General features: G+C 45.6%; 18 protein-coding genes and 1 pseudogene. 7 read left to right on the top strand and 12 right to left on the bottom strand.

Features of this window, described 5'->3' with window-relative positions; genetic code table 11:
• Nucleotides 1-7: 7 nt before the first annotated feature.
• Nucleotides 8-670: a response regulator transcription factor gene (locus UA76_RS21960; protein WP_047050011.1), complete on the bottom strand. Its 663-nt coding sequence runs from the start codon at nucleotides 668-670 to the stop codon at nucleotides 8-10.
• 114 nt (nucleotides 671-784) lie between these two features.
• Here UA76_RS21960 and UA76_RS21955 point away from each other — a divergent pair, with 114 nt between their 5' ends.
• A complete protein-coding gene (locus UA76_RS21955) occupies nucleotides 785-1669 on the top strand; it encodes a fumarylacetoacetate hydrolase family protein (protein WP_238322378.1) in 885 nt (294 codons plus the stop codon).
• Nucleotides 1670-1674: 5 nt separating this feature from the next.
• A complete protein-coding gene (locus tag UA76_RS25035) occupies nucleotides 1675-1908 on the top strand; it encodes a hypothetical protein (RefSeq protein ID WP_238322377.1) in 234 nt (77 codons plus the stop codon).
• A gap of 118 nt (nucleotides 1909-2026) precedes the next feature.
• Here UA76_RS25035 and UA76_RS21950 read toward each other — a convergent pair whose 3' ends face one another.
• The 7 genes and pseudogenes from UA76_RS21950 to UA76_RS21920 form a co-directional block, all read right to left on the bottom strand.
• On the bottom strand, nucleotides 2027-3295 hold the full coding sequence (locus tag UA76_RS21950; protein WP_047050010.1) for an O-acetylhomoserine aminocarboxypropyltransferase/cysteine synthase family protein: 1269 nt from the start codon (nucleotides 3293-3295) through the stop codon (nucleotides 2027-2029).
• A gap of 223 nt (nucleotides 3296-3518) precedes the next feature.
• Complete coding sequence (locus UA76_RS25030) at nucleotides 3519-4028, bottom strand: hypothetical protein (RefSeq protein ID WP_047050009.1); 510 nt, start codon at nucleotides 4026-4028, stop codon at nucleotides 3519-3521.
• A gap of 212 nt (nucleotides 4029-4240) precedes the next feature.
• The gene (locus UA76_RS21940; protein ID WP_047050007.1) at nucleotides 4241-6160 is read right to left on the bottom strand and encodes a monovalent cation:proton antiporter-2 (CPA2) family protein; all 1920 of its coding nucleotides are present in this window, start codon (nucleotides 6158-6160) and stop codon (nucleotides 4241-4243) included.
• Nucleotides 6157-6776 (bottom strand): annotated as a pseudogene (locus UA76_RS21935) (NAD(P)H-dependent oxidoreductase). Before UA76_RS21935 ends, UA76_RS21940 begins: the two are co-directional and overlap by 4 nt.
• Before the next feature lie 161 nt (nucleotides 6777-6937).
• Complete coding sequence (locus UA76_RS21930) at nucleotides 6938-7555, bottom strand: sigma-70 family RNA polymerase sigma factor (protein ID WP_047050006.1); 618 nt, start codon at nucleotides 7553-7555, stop codon at nucleotides 6938-6940.
• Between the two features lie 211 nt (nucleotides 7556-7766).
• Nucleotides 7767-7955: a hypothetical protein gene (locus UA76_RS21925; protein ID WP_047050005.1), complete on the bottom strand. Its 189-nt coding sequence runs from the start codon at nucleotides 7953-7955 to the stop codon at nucleotides 7767-7769.
• A gap of 458 nt (nucleotides 7956-8413) precedes the next feature.
• Nucleotides 8414-8650: an HP1242/YdcH family protein gene (locus tag UA76_RS21920; RefSeq protein ID WP_047050004.1), complete on the bottom strand. Its 237-nt coding sequence runs from the start codon at nucleotides 8648-8650 to the stop codon at nucleotides 8414-8416.
• A 195-nt stretch (nucleotides 8651-8845) separates the two neighbouring features.
• Here UA76_RS21920 and UA76_RS21915 point away from each other — a divergent pair, with 195 nt between their 5' ends.
• Nucleotides 8846-9103 carry a hypothetical protein gene (locus tag UA76_RS21915; protein WP_047050003.1) on the top strand — a complete coding sequence of 86 codons (258 nt, stop codon included), beginning with the start codon at nucleotides 8846-8848 and terminating at the stop codon, nucleotides 9101-9103.
• A gap of 242 nt (nucleotides 9104-9345) precedes the next feature.
• Nucleotides 9346-9726, top strand: a complete 381-nt coding sequence (locus tag UA76_RS21910; protein WP_052772130.1) for a DUF2301 domain-containing membrane protein — start codon at nucleotides 9346-9348, stop codon at nucleotides 9724-9726.
• A gap of 113 nt (nucleotides 9727-9839) precedes the next feature.
• Here UA76_RS21910 and fusA read toward each other — a convergent pair whose 3' ends face one another.
• Nucleotides 9840-11855 carry an elongation factor G gene (gene fusA, locus UA76_RS21905; RefSeq protein WP_047050002.1) on the bottom strand — a complete coding sequence of 672 codons (2016 nt, stop codon included), beginning with the start codon at nucleotides 11853-11855 and terminating at the stop codon, nucleotides 9840-9842.
• Nucleotides 11856-12247: 392 nt separating this feature from the next.
• Here fusA and UA76_RS21900 point away from each other — a divergent pair, with 392 nt between their 5' ends.
• Nucleotides 12248-13429 carry an MFS transporter gene (locus tag UA76_RS21900; RefSeq protein WP_047050001.1) on the top strand — a complete coding sequence of 394 codons (1182 nt, stop codon included), beginning with the start codon at nucleotides 12248-12250 and terminating at the stop codon, nucleotides 13427-13429.
• The gene (locus UA76_RS21895) at nucleotides 13426-14043 is read left to right on the top strand and encodes a DsbA family protein (RefSeq protein WP_047050000.1); all 618 of its coding nucleotides are present in this window, start codon (nucleotides 13426-13428) and stop codon (nucleotides 14041-14043) included. The genes UA76_RS21900 and UA76_RS21895 overlap by 4 nt, the downstream gene beginning before the upstream one ends.
• 59 nt (nucleotides 14044-14102) lie before the next feature.
• Here UA76_RS21895 and UA76_RS21890 read toward each other — a convergent pair whose 3' ends face one another.
• Complete coding sequence (locus tag UA76_RS21890) at nucleotides 14103-14705, bottom strand: ChbG/HpnK family deacetylase (protein WP_075202616.1); 603 nt, start codon at nucleotides 14703-14705, stop codon at nucleotides 14103-14105.
• 17 nt (nucleotides 14706-14722) lie between these two features.
• A complete protein-coding gene (locus tag UA76_RS25345; protein WP_047049997.1) occupies nucleotides 14723-14914 on the bottom strand; it encodes a ChbG/HpnK family deacetylase in 192 nt (63 codons plus the stop codon).
• A 229-nt stretch (nucleotides 14915-15143) separates the two neighbouring features.
• Between UA76_RS25345 and UA76_RS21880 the strand changes: the two genes are divergently transcribed.
• A complete protein-coding gene (locus tag UA76_RS21880; RefSeq protein WP_047049996.1) occupies nucleotides 15144-15434 on the top strand; it encodes a hypothetical protein in 291 nt (96 codons plus the stop codon).
• A 79-nt stretch (nucleotides 15435-15513) separates the two neighbouring features.
• Here the strand turns inward: UA76_RS21880 and UA76_RS21875 are convergent, their stop codons facing one another.
• Nucleotides 15514-17277: a DUF1501 domain-containing protein gene (locus tag UA76_RS21875; protein WP_052772129.1), complete on the bottom strand. Its 1764-nt coding sequence runs from the start codon at nucleotides 17275-17277 to the stop codon at nucleotides 15514-15516.

The following is a 17277-nucleotide window of genomic DNA, read 5'->3' as shown; positions in this document are numbered from 1 at the left end:
CCTTATGTTAAATGTCATTGAGGCGATACCCTTTACCACGTTCGGTGACCAATAAATTATTGGGTAGTGCTTTTCGTAAGCGATAGATCTGTGTGCGCAGTGCGCTGCTCTCTTCAGGCTCTTCTCCTTGCCACAGCTCGTAAGCGATATCTTCACTGCTGACTAGTTTAGGAGCCCGAGTGAGCAGCAGTTTGACGATGCGTTTTTGGGTAGGGTCAAGATTAAGCTCTTGGCCATCAATACTGACTTCATCAGATTCGCAGTTGTAGATGAATGGGCCAAAAGACAGATTAGGGCTGTGACGACGTTTGTTTCTCGCTTCTAGCGCCTGTATTCGAGCATGCAATTCTGCCATCTCAAACGGCTTAACAATGTAGTCGTCTGCGCCTGCATTGAACCCAGCCAGTTTGTCTTCGAGCGTGTCGCACGCGGTGACAAAAATGATAGGGACATCGGCATGCGAGCCTTGGCGAATGGCATCACAGGCTTGTATGCCATCCATAATTGGCATCATGACATCGAGGATCACCAAGTCGAAGCGTGATTGGGTGAGCAGTTCAATTGCTGAGGCGCCGTTGTAAGCAAAATCCACATGGTGACCAAAGTACTCAAGAAAGTCGCCTAAGTTGACGGCGGTTTCATGATTATCTTCCGTAACGAGAATACGCATTTAATTTCCTTTGCCTTGCAGCGGTTATTAATTTTCTTCCGTTTTTAGAGTTAGTGACGAAGTTGTGACGTTGCGTCTCTTACTCTGAGCTGGTCTACATTACGGAGAAAGACCATGAAAGTATCACGCAAAGCTATCATTTCTACCTTGTTATTCAGCATCTTGCCTCTCACAAATGCGAAAGCTGCGAAAATTGCGCCGATTGAACAGGCGATCACGCTTGCCCAAGTCAACTCAGAAAGTGGTCAGAAGCATACCTACTTAGTACTCAATCATCGCAGCGACAAAGTTGGGGCGGTGAATCTCAGTGAGCATTACAACTATTATCCAGACGATGCGTTGTCATTTCTAAATCAGTTTGATTACAACCAACTCCAAGAAATCTCTGACGCTCTAAAGGTGCAAAACCTAAATATCAATGAACTGCTTCCTGCTGGTGGCGAGCGTACTCAACACGTGGCGGCAGGTGCAAATTATGTTGAACATAGCGAAGAGGCCGATATTCATGAAGTGTTCCTGTTCCCCAAGTTTGCAACGCCGACGCCAACGCAATCCCAGATCCGTTATAGCTCTGAAGTGTTACTCGACTATGAAGTCGAGCTCTGTATGCGTTGGGTCGAAGGGCTAAAGGCTGACCCAAGTGGTTATGTTGGCTTATTTGTTTGCGGCGATTTTACGGATAGAGCAGAGCTATTGAGAAAAATTGATGTGGATAATGTGACTTCTGGGCACGGGTTCAGTGATGCCAAGAGTGGTGCGACGCGATTCCCAACTGGGCCTTATATTGTGGTGCCAAAGGATTGGTCGTCGTTTGTCGACCAGATTGATTTGGAAACTGTAGTGAACGGCATTACACGTCAGGCTGCACTCGCATCAGAAATGATCGTCATGCCAGATGAGTTGATGGAGCGCATTCTCTACCAAGGGGGCTGCCAATCTGGAAGTACCAAGATAAAGCCGTACCACTATTCGATGCCAACTTTGAATCGCAAGGCGTGAATATTTTGACTGGAACCCCTGCCGGTGTGGTGTACAACACGCCAGATTGGGTTTATCAAACCACTAAAGGGGTTAAGTGGCTGGCGACGCTTTCATTCTTAGATTATGGCCCAGTAGATTACATTCTAGAGCAGTACATTGAAGAGAGTTTTGAAGCAGAAAACTACTTGCAGCTAGGAGATAACGTAAAGCTAAGCGCTACCTATTTGGGAACGATTGAAGTCGATGTGGTGGAATGACCGTTTGTTTTATACAAGAAGCAGTTCGAATGAGAAGTCTGTTTAGAAAAAGAGCCTAGGTGTAAACCTAGGCTCTTGTCGTTTTAGCCAAACCTGAACGGTTCTAACAAATCGGAGTTTAAGCGTTTAGCGCCTGCTCAAGGTCTGCAAGAATATCGTCAATGTGTTCGATACCCACAGACAGGCGAATCATTTCCGGTGAGACGCCCGCTTGTTTTTGCTCTTCTTCGCAAAGCTGCCTATGAGTGGTTGATGCCGGGTGACAAGCCAGTGATTTAGCATCCCCGATGTTGACTAGGCGCTTGAAGATTTGCAGGGCATCGTAGAATTTCACGCCAGCATCGTAACCGTCTTTTAGGCCAAATGATAAGATCGCCGAGGGCTTACCTTTCATGTATTTCTCTGCCAATGGGTAGTGATCAGAGCTTGGTAGGCCAGCATAACTTACCCAGCTGACTTTATCGTGCTGGCTTAGGTATTCAGCGACTTTCATTGCATTTTCAGTGTGACGTTCCATGCGTAGAGACAGGGTCTCTAACCCTTGCATAAGCATAAAAGCATTCATTGGTGATAGTGCTGCGCCGGTGTTGCGCAGTGGCACGGTTCGCGCTCGGCCAATAAAGGCGGCTTCGCCAAAGGCTTCGGTGTAAACCACACCATGGTAGGAAGGTTCAGGCTGGTTGAGGACAGGGAAACGATCTTTGTGCTCAGCCCAAGGGAATTTACCTGAATCAATGATGATTCCGCCTAATGTGGTGCCGTGGCCGCCAACATATTTCGTTAGCGAGTGTACAACGATATCTGCGCCAAATTCGATTGGTTTACATAGGGCAGGGGTGGCGACTGTGTTGTCGACAATAACAGGAACGCCTTGTGCATGAGCCACGTTGGCAACCGCTTCAAGGTCAATAATGTTGCCCGCTGGGTTGCCGATGCTTTCGCAGTAAACCGCTTTGGTGTTCTCATCAATCAGTTCAGCGAGGCTTTCAGGCTTATCGTCTTTTGCAAAACGCACTTCAATGCCTTGGTTTGGTAACATATGAGCAAACAGAGTATAGGTGCCGCCATAAAGCTGAGGAGTAGAAACAATGTTGTCGCCGGCTTGCGCTAAGGTCAAAATGGCGTAGTTGATTGCCGCACTACCTGCACTGACTACAAGGCCTGCGATACCACCTTCAAGAGCGGCCATACGTTTCTCAAGTACGTCGTTGGTTGGGTTCATTATGCGTGTGTAAATGTTCCCAGGAACCTCTAAGTTGAATAGATCGGCGCCATGCTGAGCGTTTTCAAATTCATAAGCGACAGTTTGATAAATAGGCGTAGCAACCGACTTGGTTGTAGGGTCTGTTTCGTAGCCAAAATGGATCGATAGCGTTTCGTCTTTCATTACTCTTCCTTGAACAAGTGGCATAAGTGATTGTCTATCATGCCGACAAAATGAGCAGACTACTTTGTTTCGGATCACAGCTTAGATGTGACTTTTCTTTTTAAGAGAAAGAGTTAATGAGAATCTCATAAATAGTTCGAAGGGCGTCAAAAACGAGAAACCGCCAGCCTCAAAGGCTAGCGGTTAATGAAGTTCTCGGTTTGATGTTTGCGTTAGATCGACGTTACTTTTGCTTTAAATGGCTGTAAATGTAGAAAGTGTGGTCGGCATTATCTAGAGTCGCTTTCATGACTTGACCCGTTGCTACCAAGAAAAGGCCGGACACAAGGGTAATAAACCCCGGTGTGGCCAGTGAGATTGCATGCCATAGGTCGAATCCGTAACGTCCGCTGCCTGAGCTTAATGCTGCCAAAATGATAAAAATTCCGCTGGCGAAAGTAAGCCAACCGAACCCACTGATTATCTTCGAGATGAGCTGAGCGGTTTTATATTTAGATTCATCGCCTATGTCAGAAATCTTGGAAGACCTCATAGCCTCAGGTGTGTTTGTCGACAGTATGCTTGATGCAGTGTTGGCATTCTCTATGGCTTGTTGCTTAGAGTTTGCGCTAACAAAACCCAATGACTCGTAACCTTCATTAAGATAGTCCGTTACTTCGTCAGGGGCGGTGAACTGGTCCATGTCTACGGCTTTGAGCGTTAATTCATTTCTGAATACTTGGAAACGGCTCATGACACTTTCTCCATATATATTAATTCTTTATGGTTGATTTATAAAATGGAGTCATCGTGATGATTTTATTTATAATGTACAAGCGCTTATTGGCAGGCGGCCGTCGTTGTGCGATCAATAACAGGAAATGAAAGAAAGTACTAGGTTGTTATTACACGTGGGTAGCGGAAAACTAAAAGGCTATATTCGCGACCGAACATAGCCTTTTCGATTTATTCTTCTCCAAACTCGTCGGCGTAGCCTTTCGGTGGTGGTGTCCAACCTCGCTCGGAATGAGCGTGATTTTCGGCGCGGTCTTTTTTCATCTCAGCGATGAGATGCTTTTCTGCCTGAATGAACAGCTTACGATAGTTGTTATCGTATCGCTCACCTTCGGAGCCACCCTGCCAAGCGGAGTAGAGCATATCGAATTTCTTAAGCTCAACTTTTCGATAAATCAGCTTTTGCTGCTCGATTAAGAACGGGTGTAGGCCAACCGCTTTAAGGGCGTGTCCGCCAATCTCCAATGCGGAGTACATGGTTTCTGATTCGACAACATCAGCGCCGGCTTGTTTGAGCTCGTAACCATGTCCGCGGTCAAAAGCGCGAGCAACGATCGTCACATCTGGGTAGGTGTGATGTACGTACTCAACGAGTTCGATAGAACGTTCACGATCATCTATCGCGACCACCATCGCTTTGGCATGCTCAATGCCCGCGGTGTGCAATAAATCAGGGCGAGTTGCGTCACCGTAGAATGCTTTGGTGCCAATCTGTCTCAAGTTGTCAACTTGGCCTGCTTCAAAGTCCAATGCAACGGTTGGGAAACCATTTGCGAGCAACAGGCGATTGACTATTTGCCCAAAACGGCCCACACCAGCGATGATGACGGTGCCTTTCTCGTCAATGTCATCGGCTTGCTGCTCGTTCGTGGTCTGCTCAAAGCGTGGCAAGATTACCTTATCGAATAGGATGAACAAACCAGGAGTAAAGAACATGGATAGAGCGACTACCAATGACAAAGTTTGTGCGATTTCGAATGGAAGCACGTTGTTTTGTAAAGAGAAACTCAGTAGAACAAAGCCAAATTCACCCGCTTGAGCCAAACTCAGGGTAAACAGCCAACGGTTGCTATCTTTGATGCGGAAGATAAGGGCGAGTATAAACAATATCGCGGCTTTCAGAATCATCACACCGAACGTGAGTGACATGATGACAGCGAATTCATTAAACAAAACTGAGAACTGAATTCCAGCGCCAACAGTGATAAAGAACAGGCCAAGCAGCAGGCCTTTAAACGGTTCAATGTTAGATTCCAGCTCATGGCGGAACTCACTGTTCGCCAGAACAACCCCAGCGAGGAAGGTACCAAGAGCAGGAGACAAGCCGACTAGGCTCATTAATGCAGCAATACCAATCACCAACATCAACGCCGTTGCGGTAAAGATCTCTCTTAGACCAGAACTTGCAACGAATCGAAACAGTGGGCCACTAAGGAAGTGTCCGCCTACCACAACCACGGCGATAGAGGCGGTGATCACTAGTCCATATGCCCAACCAGGTAAACCCGCAACTAATGAAAGCTCTTCATGATGATCGGCTGCATGATTCGCTGCGCTTTGTGTAGCTTCAATCAATTCTGGAAGTGCTAGTAGAGGAATGAAGGCCAGCATCGGGATGACGGCGATATCTTGGAATAGCAGGATTGAGAAGGCGTTTTTACCGCCTTCGGTTTTGGTTAGGCCTTTTTCATTGAAGGTTTGAAGAACAATTGCGGTGGAAGAGAGCGCAAAAATAAGACCGATGGTGAGCGCAATGGTCCAAGGTTGTCCAAACCAGTATGCAATGCCCGCGACTGCAACCGTCGTACCACCTACTTGAAGTCCACCAAGGCCAATAAGTTTATGGCGCATTCCCCAAAGCATTTTCGGTTCAAGCTCCAAACCAACGAGAAATAGCATCATGACAACGCCAAACTCAGCAAAGTGCTGGATTGTTGTGGTTTCTTCACCAACTAAGCCGATGATAGGGCCAATAACAACGCCTGCAATCAAGTAGCCGAGAACAGAACCAAGCCCGAGTTTTTTAGCGATAGGGACCGCGATGACTGCCGCGACGAGATAAATGAATGCTTGAAGAAAGAGTGCGGTCATAGTGCCTCCTCCGTGTGAAACTGTTCAACCCAGTCATTGATGGTGATGTCAGTGTCGAGAGAGCTCGGAAAGTCAGTCGTCTGCGAAACAATGTTAAGCAGCTTAGTGTAATTGTCGGCGTGAGGAACGAGCCTGCCTTCATCAGGGGCTGTGCGTGAACCAAAGAGTGCTAACGGGGCAGGTAGTGCATGCCTGTGAGATTCGCCATTTGCTCTAGCGGTTGTAGAAGCTCTCGTACAGTGAAGTGGTTGTGCCCATCTTTTTGGTAAGCGGTGGCTTTGCCACCTGCAGTTAAAACACAAATAAAACGCTTGCCAGTAAGCGCTGTGCCATCTTTGCCATAAGCGAAATTGTATTCAAGCACTAAGTCTTGCCACTCTTTCAAGATGGCGGGAGTAGAGTACCAGTAGAACGGGAATTGGAAAACGATCACATCATGATCTTTAAGTCGTTGTTGTTCAACATCGATATTGATGTTGAATCTAGGGTATTCCCGGTACAAATCAACGGTGGTGACGTCAGGGTGATCAATCGCTCGTTGAAATAGTGGTCGGTTTGCTTCCGAGCGATGTTGAGACGGGTGTGCAAACAACACCAAAATGCGGCATTTATCCATATGAGCCTCTGTATAGATGGAAGGGATGTTCAACATTCGCGTATTTAACGTTCCTTAAGCGCGAGTTGGTATATGTTGAACACCTACTACTAATCAATCACATAGCAATAACTATAGCGTTTAAACTATACAAGGTGAAAATGCTTTTCTGATGGGCAGCCCTAACAATCGCCACACTGCTTGTCTCTTTTGTGATAATCGAGCACTTGGCCTTGGCTGCTGTAGGAAAATTCGCAGCATTGCTGGAATTTGTGAAGCAGTGCTTGTCGACTCTTCTTAACTCGAGATTTGAGAGTCGAATACTTGATATTGTTCTTCTTAGCGTAGTCTTTTTGACTGATACCGTTGATTTCAATGGCTTTCAGTAATGTGGCATCTTCCGATGAAAGAGACTGAATAAAAGGTTCAATACAGTCCGTTAGCTTATCAATTAGCTGCTCGTCGTCTTCTGCGAGCAAGTGAGGCTCTTCGTCACTTGAACTTTCGTTACTTGAACCTTCGTTATTGGAGCTATGGTGTTTTTTAGACTGCCTGTAGAAATCAATGATTGTGTGATTCGCAATTTGGAAAAGCCAAGGCTTAATTTTATTCGGGTCGTTGAGTGTATGAAGCTTGGTGTGGGTTTTGAGCATGATCTCTTGTAAGACATCATCAACATCACTAGGGTTATCAAGATTTTTGAGTAAAAAGCCCTTCAATCGGTGCTGATATTCTCGCCAGATAGAATCTAGGTTGACTACTTGAGTCTGCTTAGCCGCGCCTAAATTATTTGGATTCATGAAGTCAATGCTCAACGGTATTTGCGATTAGTTTAGCGTTTATTTTAAAGGTTAGCATTGCCCTATTTTTAGCTTTGTATTTATCGGTTCAAGCTAATCGAATAGATGCTTAGGCTGGGACTTTGAATCCTATAGGTACAACGAAAAAGAGCTCATGACCTATAGGCCACGAGCTCTTTTCATATTCAGTGTTTTAAGTTGGGATGACTCGTTATTTAACGACTTTACCGCCGATTCTTTCGCAGTTGAGTACTGGCGTGTAATCTACACGGCCGTCATTTAGCTTGCACTCTACATATGGGCCACTTGCGCCGGTACCTGCTCCATTAGAGTCACCAGTGTTAGCATATACAGAGACACTGAACAAAACGCTTGCGATTATTACAACGAATTTTTTCATGGCTTGATCTCCAATGTCAAAGTTAGTGTTGATGAGAAAATTCAGTTCACCAACGGAGTAAATCAGTTTGTCGCTTGGCTAGGCCAGCAGACGTTAGTGAAGTCCGTTTACTTTGAAGTCATCCGAGACAGGCTTCTATGTGAAGCCAAGATAGAGTTGTGTTGAAGCAAAGGAGAGGCTCAAAGGATAGTCAGATTCAAAAATGACCCATTTTTGGTTGCTCACATTAACTAGAAACTTAATTTTCTGCGTTTCTTGTTTGCTTCCTATGGGGTTAACTTATCACCAGTTTGTGGGGTTATAAGTCAGAGCATTGTCAGCGTAAGCAAGGGGAGTGTAAAACCGAAATATGAGTGTTGATATTGATTTCATAAAGCGTTATTGCCTAATAAAAAGTGATAGGATCAGGCTAGATATAAGAATCTAGCCTTGATGTGGTCAATATCGTTTTAGCTCTACTAGGCAATGATGCGCTGGTACAAAGCATCTTTAAGAACGGAGCGTTGATGCTTGAGTTGGTGCATTTCATCGTCTGCAATGGGGGAGTCTCTGAGCTCTAGCTTTCGGATGTCTTTGTCGAGTGCATCATAGTGGTTTATTTGTTCTAAGAAATCAGCGTCTTCTTGTTTTAGTCTGTCTATAACATCATGATATTTTGGAAAATCTTTATAGAATGAATGTACTTCACCTAGCATGCCTTAATACCTCTTTTGTTTATGAGAATAACCGCCTTCAGTATAGAAGTTTTTTTGTTGAACTGTTTAAAAAATAGACAGGTTAAAAGTGAGATTTCTCGATATTGCGATGTGAAGCCGAGTTGAGTTGTTCTAAGTCAGCGTAAGGAATCATCATTTCGGCAATACTTGCACTATGTAAGGGAAGCCCCGTTTATGGAATCGGCTATTTTTATAAACCGGCATTGGGAGAATAACTTTGATGGTAAAGCTCTGCATTGGATGCGTGATTCTGTATGTCTTGATATGGGGGGCATTTTATGGCTGCCAACATCGGGTATCGATTCATCGTTGGCTAATGAATGGAACGCCTATCTGATCATGACTGAAGAAGTTCTCTCACTGGTCTGTTTGATCCTGGTGGGCAAGATAGTGATTTATGATCTTAAACGTTCTGTTAAGCCATCATCTTAAAAATATCCCTTTTGGAAACATTCCTACTCTAAACATTTCTTTCTAGAGCAAAGTAGGTGGTCAATAATGGCAAATCCAGAGCATATCGAAAAACTTGATGCTGTCGATGTAATCAGTGTGGTGGCTTATCGAGTTGGGATAAGTCTTTTTCCGGTTGCGCTACTTTTATTAGTCATGAGTACCATGACTCAGCGAGGGGTTTGGGGCTTCGATGTGCCTATTTCATTTGCCCACGCAGGCTGGTGGTTGCAAGCCTGCTCATTGCGGGTAACTTGCACGTTTACAATAAGCGAGTTCGCTACATTATTACGTCTTCAGGCTGGATAGGTGTTGCACTGATGGCGATATTGCTATCTACGAACCAACTTTGGGTTGCCTACGGCTTTATGTTTGTTTGTCTATCTGGTGTTGCGTTAAAAGAGTCATTTTGCTTTAAAGTCGTTGGCCTTAAATTAGTGCCACTCTTATTGATGGTTGCAGTGGCCGGTTTTGCGTTGAACCGACCCGTGTGGTCGATTGTTGTCTTAGTGATTGCTTGCGCCATCTTGGGCTACCTAGCGTACGAAAAGTGGAAAATGCCGCTGCATTTCGATATTGGTAATAAGGCCAATTATCAAATTTAAGGGCTAATGAGCACACTAGCGAGCCTAAGCGGCAGTCGTTATTTAGAAAAAGAGTCAGGGCAATCCTGACTCTTTGCTTTTGGGGTTGATGAATGTTGCTACAGGCGATCCGCTTACGCGCTCTCTACACATACCTGCTTTTGTAATGTGGTAGGCGCCGGTTCGTAATGACTGTGTTTGACGCCAAAGGTGCCTTGACCTCCGGTGAGGGCTCGAAGGCGACTTGCATAGTCTTGCAATTCGACAAACGGCGCTTTTGCACTGAGGTAGGAGTAACCTAAGTTGGAGGTGCGGGTCCCTTCAATAAACCCTCTGTGGCTAGACAGGTCACCCGTTACATCGCCAAGCTTGTCGGTTGGGATATTCACTTCTAATTGGGCGATTGGCTCAAGTACGATTGGGCTTGCGTCTTTAACCGCCTGAACGAGCGCCTTTTTCGCCGCAATCACAAAGGCGATCTCTTTGGAGTCGACAGAGTGAAATTTGCCATCGAATACTGTGATTTCGATGTCTCGGATTGGATTACCCGAAATCGCCCCTTCATTAACCGCTTGGCAAATGCCTTTTTCGACTGCAGGCATAAGCGACGTTGGAATCGCACCGCCAACGACTTTGTTGACAAACTTGACCCCCGCACCACGCTCTATTGGTTGGACGCGTAAATGCACCTCTCCAAATTGACCGGCGCCACCGCTCTGCTTTTTGTGTCGGTAGCGCGCTTCGGCAGAGCGAGTGATGGTCTCATAAAATTCGATACTGGGTTCTGATGTTTCAACCTCAAGCTTGTAGATGCTTTCCATCTTCTCTAGAGCAATCTGTAAGTGAAACTCACCTAAGCCGCTCAGAATTGTTTCGTTGGTTCTTGCTCGGTGTTCAAGCCTGAGCGAAGGGTCTTCATTGACTATTTTGTTCAGTACATCCGAGATTTTTTGCTCATCGCCACGTTTTTTAGGTTGAACTCGCAAGCCATACATCGGTGTGGGTAAAGATAGCGGATGTAAAGTGACATCGTCTTCGGCATGAGAGTCGTGGACTATGGTGTCAAAGTCCAGTTCATCTACTTTTGCTAATACGCAGTAATCTCCCGGAAGTACTTGAGAGATTTCTGAACGTTGGTTGCCTTGCAGTTGATAGAGATGATTGACCTTGAACGGCTTGCTGGAATCGCCGATATAAAGCTGGCTGCCGGTGCGAATTTCACCTTGGAAAAGGCGTAAGTAGGCCAATTTCCCTAGATAAGGATCGTTACTGACTTTAAAGACATGGGCCACGGAGTGTTGCAGCGATTCGCAGTCGATTGAAACAGGTTCTCCTGACTTTTCTAGTAGAGGGCGATTACCCTCTGCGGGCGTTGGCATAAGCTGGCTAAACGTATCAAGTAGCAGATCCAGGCCAGAACTGTTACTGCACGAAGTGAAACAGACTGGGACTAAATGACCAGAGCGCAGCGCCTCTTCAAACGGGTCATGCAGTTGGTTTGGCGAAAGTTCAGACCCTTGCTCTAAATATAGCGACATCAGCTCTTCGTCAACTTCAACCACTTGGTCAATCAGCTGCTCATGCGCATCAGCGACAGACATTACTTGAGTTTGCGATTCAAACTGCGGGTCGAAATAGCAGTCAATCACGTGATCGCCATCGGATGATGGAAGGTTAATGGGTAGGCAGTGACCGTTGAAGATCTGATTGATTTCATCGAGGACTTGTTCACATTTATCTGGCGCAAGATCGATCTTGTTGACGATCACCATCTGGCATTTATGTTGAGCTTTCGCGTATTCAAATAGTTGTTTGGTGATTTGAGTAATGGGTGTTTGTATGTCGATGACGAGTGCTGTGGTTTCTACTGCTGGGTAAACACTGATCGCACGGCCAATGAGTTCATTTTGCCCAGGGGTATCGATGAGGTTAAGCCTATGATTGTTCCACTTGAGAGTCACGGGCGTTGCTTCAATGCTGGAATGATAATAAATAGATTGAGGATCAAAGTCGGTGACGGTGTCACCTTTTTCAATGCAGCCCAAGTGCGTTGTGGCATGACTGGTATGCAGAAGTTTTTCAACGAGTGTGGTTTTACCTGTCCCCGATTGACCAACGATAGCGATGTTTCGAATTAAGTTGATGGGCATAGTAGCCTCCTTGCAGGATTAGGAATGGAGTGCGCAGCGGAGTAGGCGGCAGAGCCGCTTCGTCGTCTTCCAATTCATTTTCCTAAACCAGTGCTTTAAGGAGTGCGTCATAATGCCTGACCCTATATGTACTTGGGTTATGGGGTAATTATCGTCATGTTGCTGCTTTTTGAACAAAGGTTACACACATTGTGAACTTATAACCCTACAATTTATGTGACTAATTTCATGTCATTGAATGGGACTCGAACTTGGCTTAAGAAATGTGAATTAGCCACAGATTTAGGTGGTTAGATCATTGAAGTGACCATTTGCTAATAAGGGGTCATTGGATATCTTCCTATCTAGAAACCTGATATAACCATTAATAAGATGGATAAAAAGGGAAGCCAATGAATCGAAACGTATGGATGCTGTCCGTTTGTCAGGCATTGTTGATGACGGGAAATATATTGCTGATCTCTGTCATTGGGCTGGTGGGTAAGCAGTTAGCTCCTTCTGCCAACATGATTACACTGCCTGTTGCAATGCAGTTTTTAGGCTTAATGTGCGCCACCATTCCGGCTTCTCTTATTATGGGTCAGCTCGGTCGAAAGAAAGGTTTCAGTATTGGTAATCTTATCGGCATTACCGGAGCGAGTACTGTGGCCTATGCGCTTTCTAATCAGTGGTTCACTCTCTTCTGCATCGGTTCGTTTCTCTTAGGTATTGGCATTGGCTTTGGCACGCTTTATCGATTTGCTGCCATTGAAGTGTGCAGGCCCGAGATGCGCGATCGCGCGATATCGATTTCGATGGTCGGCGGCGTGTTTGCGGCAATTTTGGGGCCGAATCTAGCGGTTTTATCTGTTGAGCTTTCCGATGACGGTCTTTATACGTCGGCCTTCTTAGCCTTGGTAGCGCTTAACGTGCTAGCACTTTTGCTGCTGCAGTTTATTCAGTTTCCTCCAGCGCCGGAGAAACACAGCCAACCTGTCAGCGATCCGATTAAGAGTATTGTTAGTCAGCCGAACTTTTTAGTGGCGGTGTTCGCTGCCATGGTGTCGTATGCCGTGATGAACATCTTGATGACTGCCACACCACTCGCCATGATTGGATGTGGCTTTGATTTCCACAAAGCGGCAGGTGTTATTGAATGGCACGTGCTGGGAATGTTTGTGCCTGCATTTTTTACCGGCAAGCTGATTGAAAAGTTTGGTGCTCGCTGGATGATTTTAACCGGTGGTTTGCTGTTTGTACTGTGTGTGTTGATTAACATTCACGGGCAAAGTATTTGGCACTTTAGGTCTGCGTTGGTGCTCCTAGGGGTCGGTTGGAACTTTATGTTCATTGCCGCAACGAGCTTATTCAGCCGCTCTTATTCTGAAAACAACAGGCCAAAAGCACAGGCATTTAATGAGTTTGTTGTATTTAGCTGCGTAACCATCACAGCGCTGTTGTCTGGTTGGTTAGAAGCGACAGTGGGTTGGGAAAGTCTGAACATTTACGTTCTTCCCTTCGTATTAGCGGTGATGGCCATTTTCGCTGTCAGTGTTTATCGACAGTATAAAAGTGAGCAAGAGGTGCAAGTATGACGAAAGAAAAAGTAACGCTCTATTATGTCCATGACCCGATGTGTGCTTGGTGTTGGGGCTACAAGCCTGTATGGGCTCAGATAGAAGCAGCGCTTAGTGAGCGCGTTGAGATCGTCTATTTGGTAGGCGGGCTTGCACCAGATTCAGATATCCCGATGCCCGAAGCGATGCAGCAGCAAATCGCTTCCTATTGGCAAAAAATTCATGACTACTTAGGAACAGAGTTCAATTTCGATTTTTGGATCCAAAATACACCTCGTCGCTCTACATACCCTGCATGTCGTGCGGTGTTGGCTGCAAGAAAACAAGGGGCGGATAAAGCGATGATTACCGCTATCCAACAGGCGTATTATTTACAGGCTCGAAACCCGAGCGACAAAGAGACGTTGGTTGAACTGGCAGAGGAGATTGGCTTGGATAAGGAACTGTTTAGTCAGGCGTTAAGTTCGCCGGAGGTTGAAGCTAACATGCAACAAGAGTTCCAATTGGCACGTTCCATTGGTGGAAACAGCTTTCCATCTCTCTTTGTAGAATCAGCGGGTGGAATCGTTGAGCTGCCTATTGATTATCAACATGCAGAGAACACGGTGTCGAAAGTGTTGAGTTATTGCTAGTACTCGTTAGCGATTCTAATCGTATTGTAAAATGGCTGCCGTAAAGCAGCCATTTTTGATCAGTTGTTCAGACCATGAAGCTCAAGTAACTGCGTGATATTGATCAGAGTGAACTGGTTCTCTTCAAGGAACGTTTTAAATTCGAGTGAAGAAACGATATCCAAATCTGTTTGGCGACATTTTGCTGCCCACGAGTAAGCAGGCTCGTGAGGTAAGGCGAGCGCATTTTGCTCTTCATTGTTGAGCGCACAATGGCATACCAAGTGATAAATGCCATCGCCATACGAAGCCAGTCGCTCAGTGGTTTGTTCGAAATTTAAATGAGTGAGCGTAAAGCTGTCATTGAAATATTTCGACTTTCCATTCTTAAATGCGTACGTGTAGATAAGCCCGAATTCGGCCGCGACTTCTTCCGCCGCTTGAACAATGGGTTTAAATGTATCGTCTTCTTCCCACTGGTGTTCTGGCGTCATATGCGTTTCAACGTGAGTGGGCTGCACACCAAAATCGAGTATTCGTTGAATCTGAGCGCGATATTCTTGTTTGATACCTTCTATTGCGTGTTTTATATCGGTATTTTCAGCCAGCTCTTCGTAGCTAGGATAGAAATAGCCAAGTTCGTTGCTCAATGATGACGCTCTAGTCAGCGGCGAGCACGACATATTGGTCCATTCACAGGTTAAAGTGAGGTGAACCCCATTGGCAGGTTGTGTTCTTTGGCAAGTCGAACGGCTTCAGGCAACCAAGGCGCGGCCGCCATAAAGTTTGAGCTTTGAAGCAACCCATGAGTAAACCCTCTTAAAATTCCTTGGTTGACACTATGACTGATTCCGAAGTCATCGCTGGTGATAAGTAAGTATTTTTTGCTCATTGTGAAACCCTAAACTTGGGCAAAATTGCCCGGAGACTCGCTCTGAATTGGAAGGACTTTATCATAATCAGGAAGAGAGAAATTTTTTTTGTTCTAGAGTTGGGAAAGGTGCGATATCTAATACTAAACTCTGTTGTGATGATTAAAAATCAAACACAAGAACGGCAGTTTAGCTGGGCATTTTATCAATAACGAACTATCAACAACGTACTGGTACTGGAGGGAACGGATGATTTCTACACATAGAGACTATGTTTTAGAGGGTAAACAACAGCACGCTCATTTTGAAATCAATCCAGCAGGAGAGTTAGAGGTTGAAATCATTGAAGAAAAAACGCGTCATCGTTGTGAATTAGACCAAGTGTCAATGTCTTCTGACCATGGTGTAGCTAAGTTGGTTGGGCACCAAGGTAGTGATGATTGGCAGTTAGAGCTTAGGGCAAATGATGCGAAAGAGTTGTTTTCTCTGATTGCGAAAGCCAACGAAGAGTACGAAATCTTGATGCGAGACTTATGTTAACTTTATGTGACATGCAGATACAATAAAGAGGTGGGCAAGGCCACCTCTTTTCTCGTTTGTCTGACAATAGATGTAGAGCTTATTGCCCCCAAATTTCGATGTGTCTGAAGTTGTTCCATTGGTTTAAAGTGATGTCAGCGTCGCTGTTACCGTGACAGACAAAGCGAATGTATTTCGCTTTAATCGATCCTAGAGAATATTCGACCATTTGATCGCTCGTTCCATCGGTGTCGATGCTTCGAACGTCAACGAAGTTGTGACCATCTTGGCTTGCTTCTATATCGATGTAATAACGCCTTTCATCGCCTTTCGCTTGAGCAAAACGTATCGAGCTCACTGTGGATATGGCTGCAAGTTCTACCGTGTAATCTATGTTGCCCCCTTTTGCCGACCATTTCGTTGATAAATCATTGTCAACGCCATGGGCGACGGTATCGATGCCATTTGGGTTTTCCGCGCTGGCTGTAGCGCCAGCAATGGTGAGTCTGCCACTTGGCCCGGTGTCGCAGCTGTTAAAAATTGGCAATGATTTTTGATCAAACTCTTTAAGGGTTGGGAACAACTCTTCAATGCCACTTTCTCGAACGCCCATCCAGCTAAGGAGTGAAGCATGAAACAGATCCACACTCATGGTGGGAATAACGCGTCCACGAGTCATGAGATCTTGACTGTCTGGTTTCAGGTTTGGCCATTCGCCCAGCACTCGGTTACCTGCAACATCGCCGCCAAGCACCATTTGACAGTTGCCCCAGCCATGGTCGGTGCCTGAACCATTTGGCTCTAATGTGCGACCAAATTCCGAGAAGGTAAATGTTGTGACTGAATCCGATAGCCCATCACTTTCAAGGTGACGATGAAAAACGGACAGCTGTGAAGCGAGTAGGCGTAACAGTTCGCCTTGATCGTTCTTTTGATTGCTGTGCGTATCAAATCCGCCCAAGGTCACCGAGAAAAATTGCGCAGGGTGTTGGAATTGAGCACGAGCACGCAATAAAAGAAGTACCACACGCAGTTGTTTTCCGAGTGACGTTTTGAGGTTAAAACCTAGTTGGCAGTCTTCATCGTCAATCAGAATATCGTCAAAAGCTTCATACTTATCTTGTGCGTCATAGCAAAGCTCTGAGTAGTACTGTTTATACAGTGAGCCATCGGTCATCTCTTTTTGTCTAAAGGCATCATAGAGCTCTTCACCGAGGTGGTGGAGAGACATGTGGGCAGGCATTGATGTGCCAATTCGGTTGGCGCTCATGGGGATACTATTCGTCCAAACGGTTTGAGACCCGACTTCAAAAATTGGCGTTAACTCTGAAAGGCTAAAGGCATCCTCAAGGATAAAGGCAGACTTTCCTCCCCAACCTTGGTCATCAATACTTGGGCCAGTATGGGTTTGTGTAACGGCACTTTGATGGTTGTGTGAGAAAATGTGTACGGGCTTGAGTTCATCAATGTTTGATGTAGCATCACGTTCTTTCATTAAAGGACCCACATTAAGCACAGGTAGCCCTTTGCCTTCTTCAAATAGCCATTTAATTTCGGCAAGCTCTGGCGAAAGGGCGAGGTTCAGTCCGTTGTCATTTAAGCTAAGAGGCAATAAATCACTTTCCTCAAAAGCTAACGAAGTGCGAAGTTCCTTGTAATCGTCATATTGTTCGTTTCTAGTCGGAATAAAACAGTTAAAACCGTCATTGCCGCCGCCTAAATTAATGCCGACTAATGCTTTTTGAGGCTTATCACTGCCACAGTCGTTGTAAAACGCATGCGCCATTGGGCTTGTGAAATTGAGCGCCGTGACGCCAGCCGCTGAAAGGCTGCCTTTTAGAAAAGAACGTCTTGATACTTTCAT

Origin of the sequence: Vibrio mexicanus (assembly GCF_001012815.1) — a bacterium.
Taxonomy (GTDB): domain Bacteria; phylum Pseudomonadota; class Gammaproteobacteria; order Enterobacterales; family Vibrionaceae; genus Vibrio; species Vibrio mexicanus.
The sequence above is the reverse complement of the archived record's forward strand: the minus strand, read 5'-3'. Positions and strand labels throughout refer to the sequence as shown.

Coding starts and splice junctions, on each gene's coding strand:
- UA76_RS21960 (WP_047050011.1), bottom strand. CDS start 670: ATGCGTATTCTCGTTACGGAAGATAATCATGAAACCGCCGTCAACTTA.
- UA76_RS21955 (WP_238322378.1), top strand. CDS start 785: ATGAAAGTATCACGCAAAGCTATCATTTCTACCTTGTTATTCAGCATC.
- UA76_RS21950 (WP_047050010.1), bottom strand. CDS start 3,295: ATGAAAGACGAAACGCTATCGATCCATTTTGGCTACGAAACAGACCCT.
- UA76_RS25030 (WP_047050009.1), bottom strand. CDS start 4,028: ATGAGCCGTTTCCAAGTATTCAGAAATGAATTAACGCTCAAAGCCGTA.
- UA76_RS21940 (WP_047050007.1), bottom strand. CDS start 6,160: ATGACCGCACTCTTTCTTCAAGCATTCATTTATCTCGTCGCGGCAGTC.
- UA76_RS21930 (WP_047050006.1), bottom strand. CDS start 7,555: ATGAATCCAAATAATTTAGGCGCGGCTAAGCAGACTCAAGTAGTCAAC.
- UA76_RS21925 (WP_047050005.1), bottom strand. CDS start 7,955: ATGAAAAAATTCGTTGTAATAATCGCAAGCGTTTTGTTCAGTGTCTCT.
- UA76_RS21920 (WP_047050004.1), bottom strand. CDS start 8,650: ATGCTAGGTGAAGTACATTCATTCTATAAAGATTTTCCAAAATATCAT.
- UA76_RS21915 (WP_047050003.1), top strand. CDS start 8,846: ATGGAATCGGCTATTTTTATAAACCGGCATTGGGAGAATAACTTTGAT.
- fusA (WP_047050002.1), bottom strand. CDS start 11,855: ATGCCCATCAACTTAATTCGAAACATCGCTATCGTTGGTCAATCGGGG.
- UA76_RS21900 (WP_047050001.1), top strand. CDS start 12,248: ATGAATCGAAACGTATGGATGCTGTCCGTTTGTCAGGCATTGTTGATG.
- UA76_RS21895 (WP_047050000.1), top strand. CDS start 13,426: ATGACGAAAGAAAAAGTAACGCTCTATTATGTCCATGACCCGATGTGT.
- UA76_RS21890 (WP_075202616.1), bottom strand. CDS start 14,705: ATGTCGTGCTCGCCGCTGACTAGAGCGTCATCATTGAGCAACGAACTT.
- UA76_RS25345 (WP_047049997.1), bottom strand. CDS start 14,914: ATGAGCAAAAAATACTTACTTATCACCAGCGATGACTTCGGAATCAGT.
- UA76_RS21880 (WP_047049996.1), top strand. CDS start 15,144: ATGATTTCTACACATAGAGACTATGTTTTAGAGGGTAAACAACAGCAC.
- UA76_RS21875 (WP_052772129.1), bottom strand. CDS start 17,277: ATGAAAGTATCAAGACGTTCTTTTCTAAAAGGCAGCCTTTCAGCGGCT.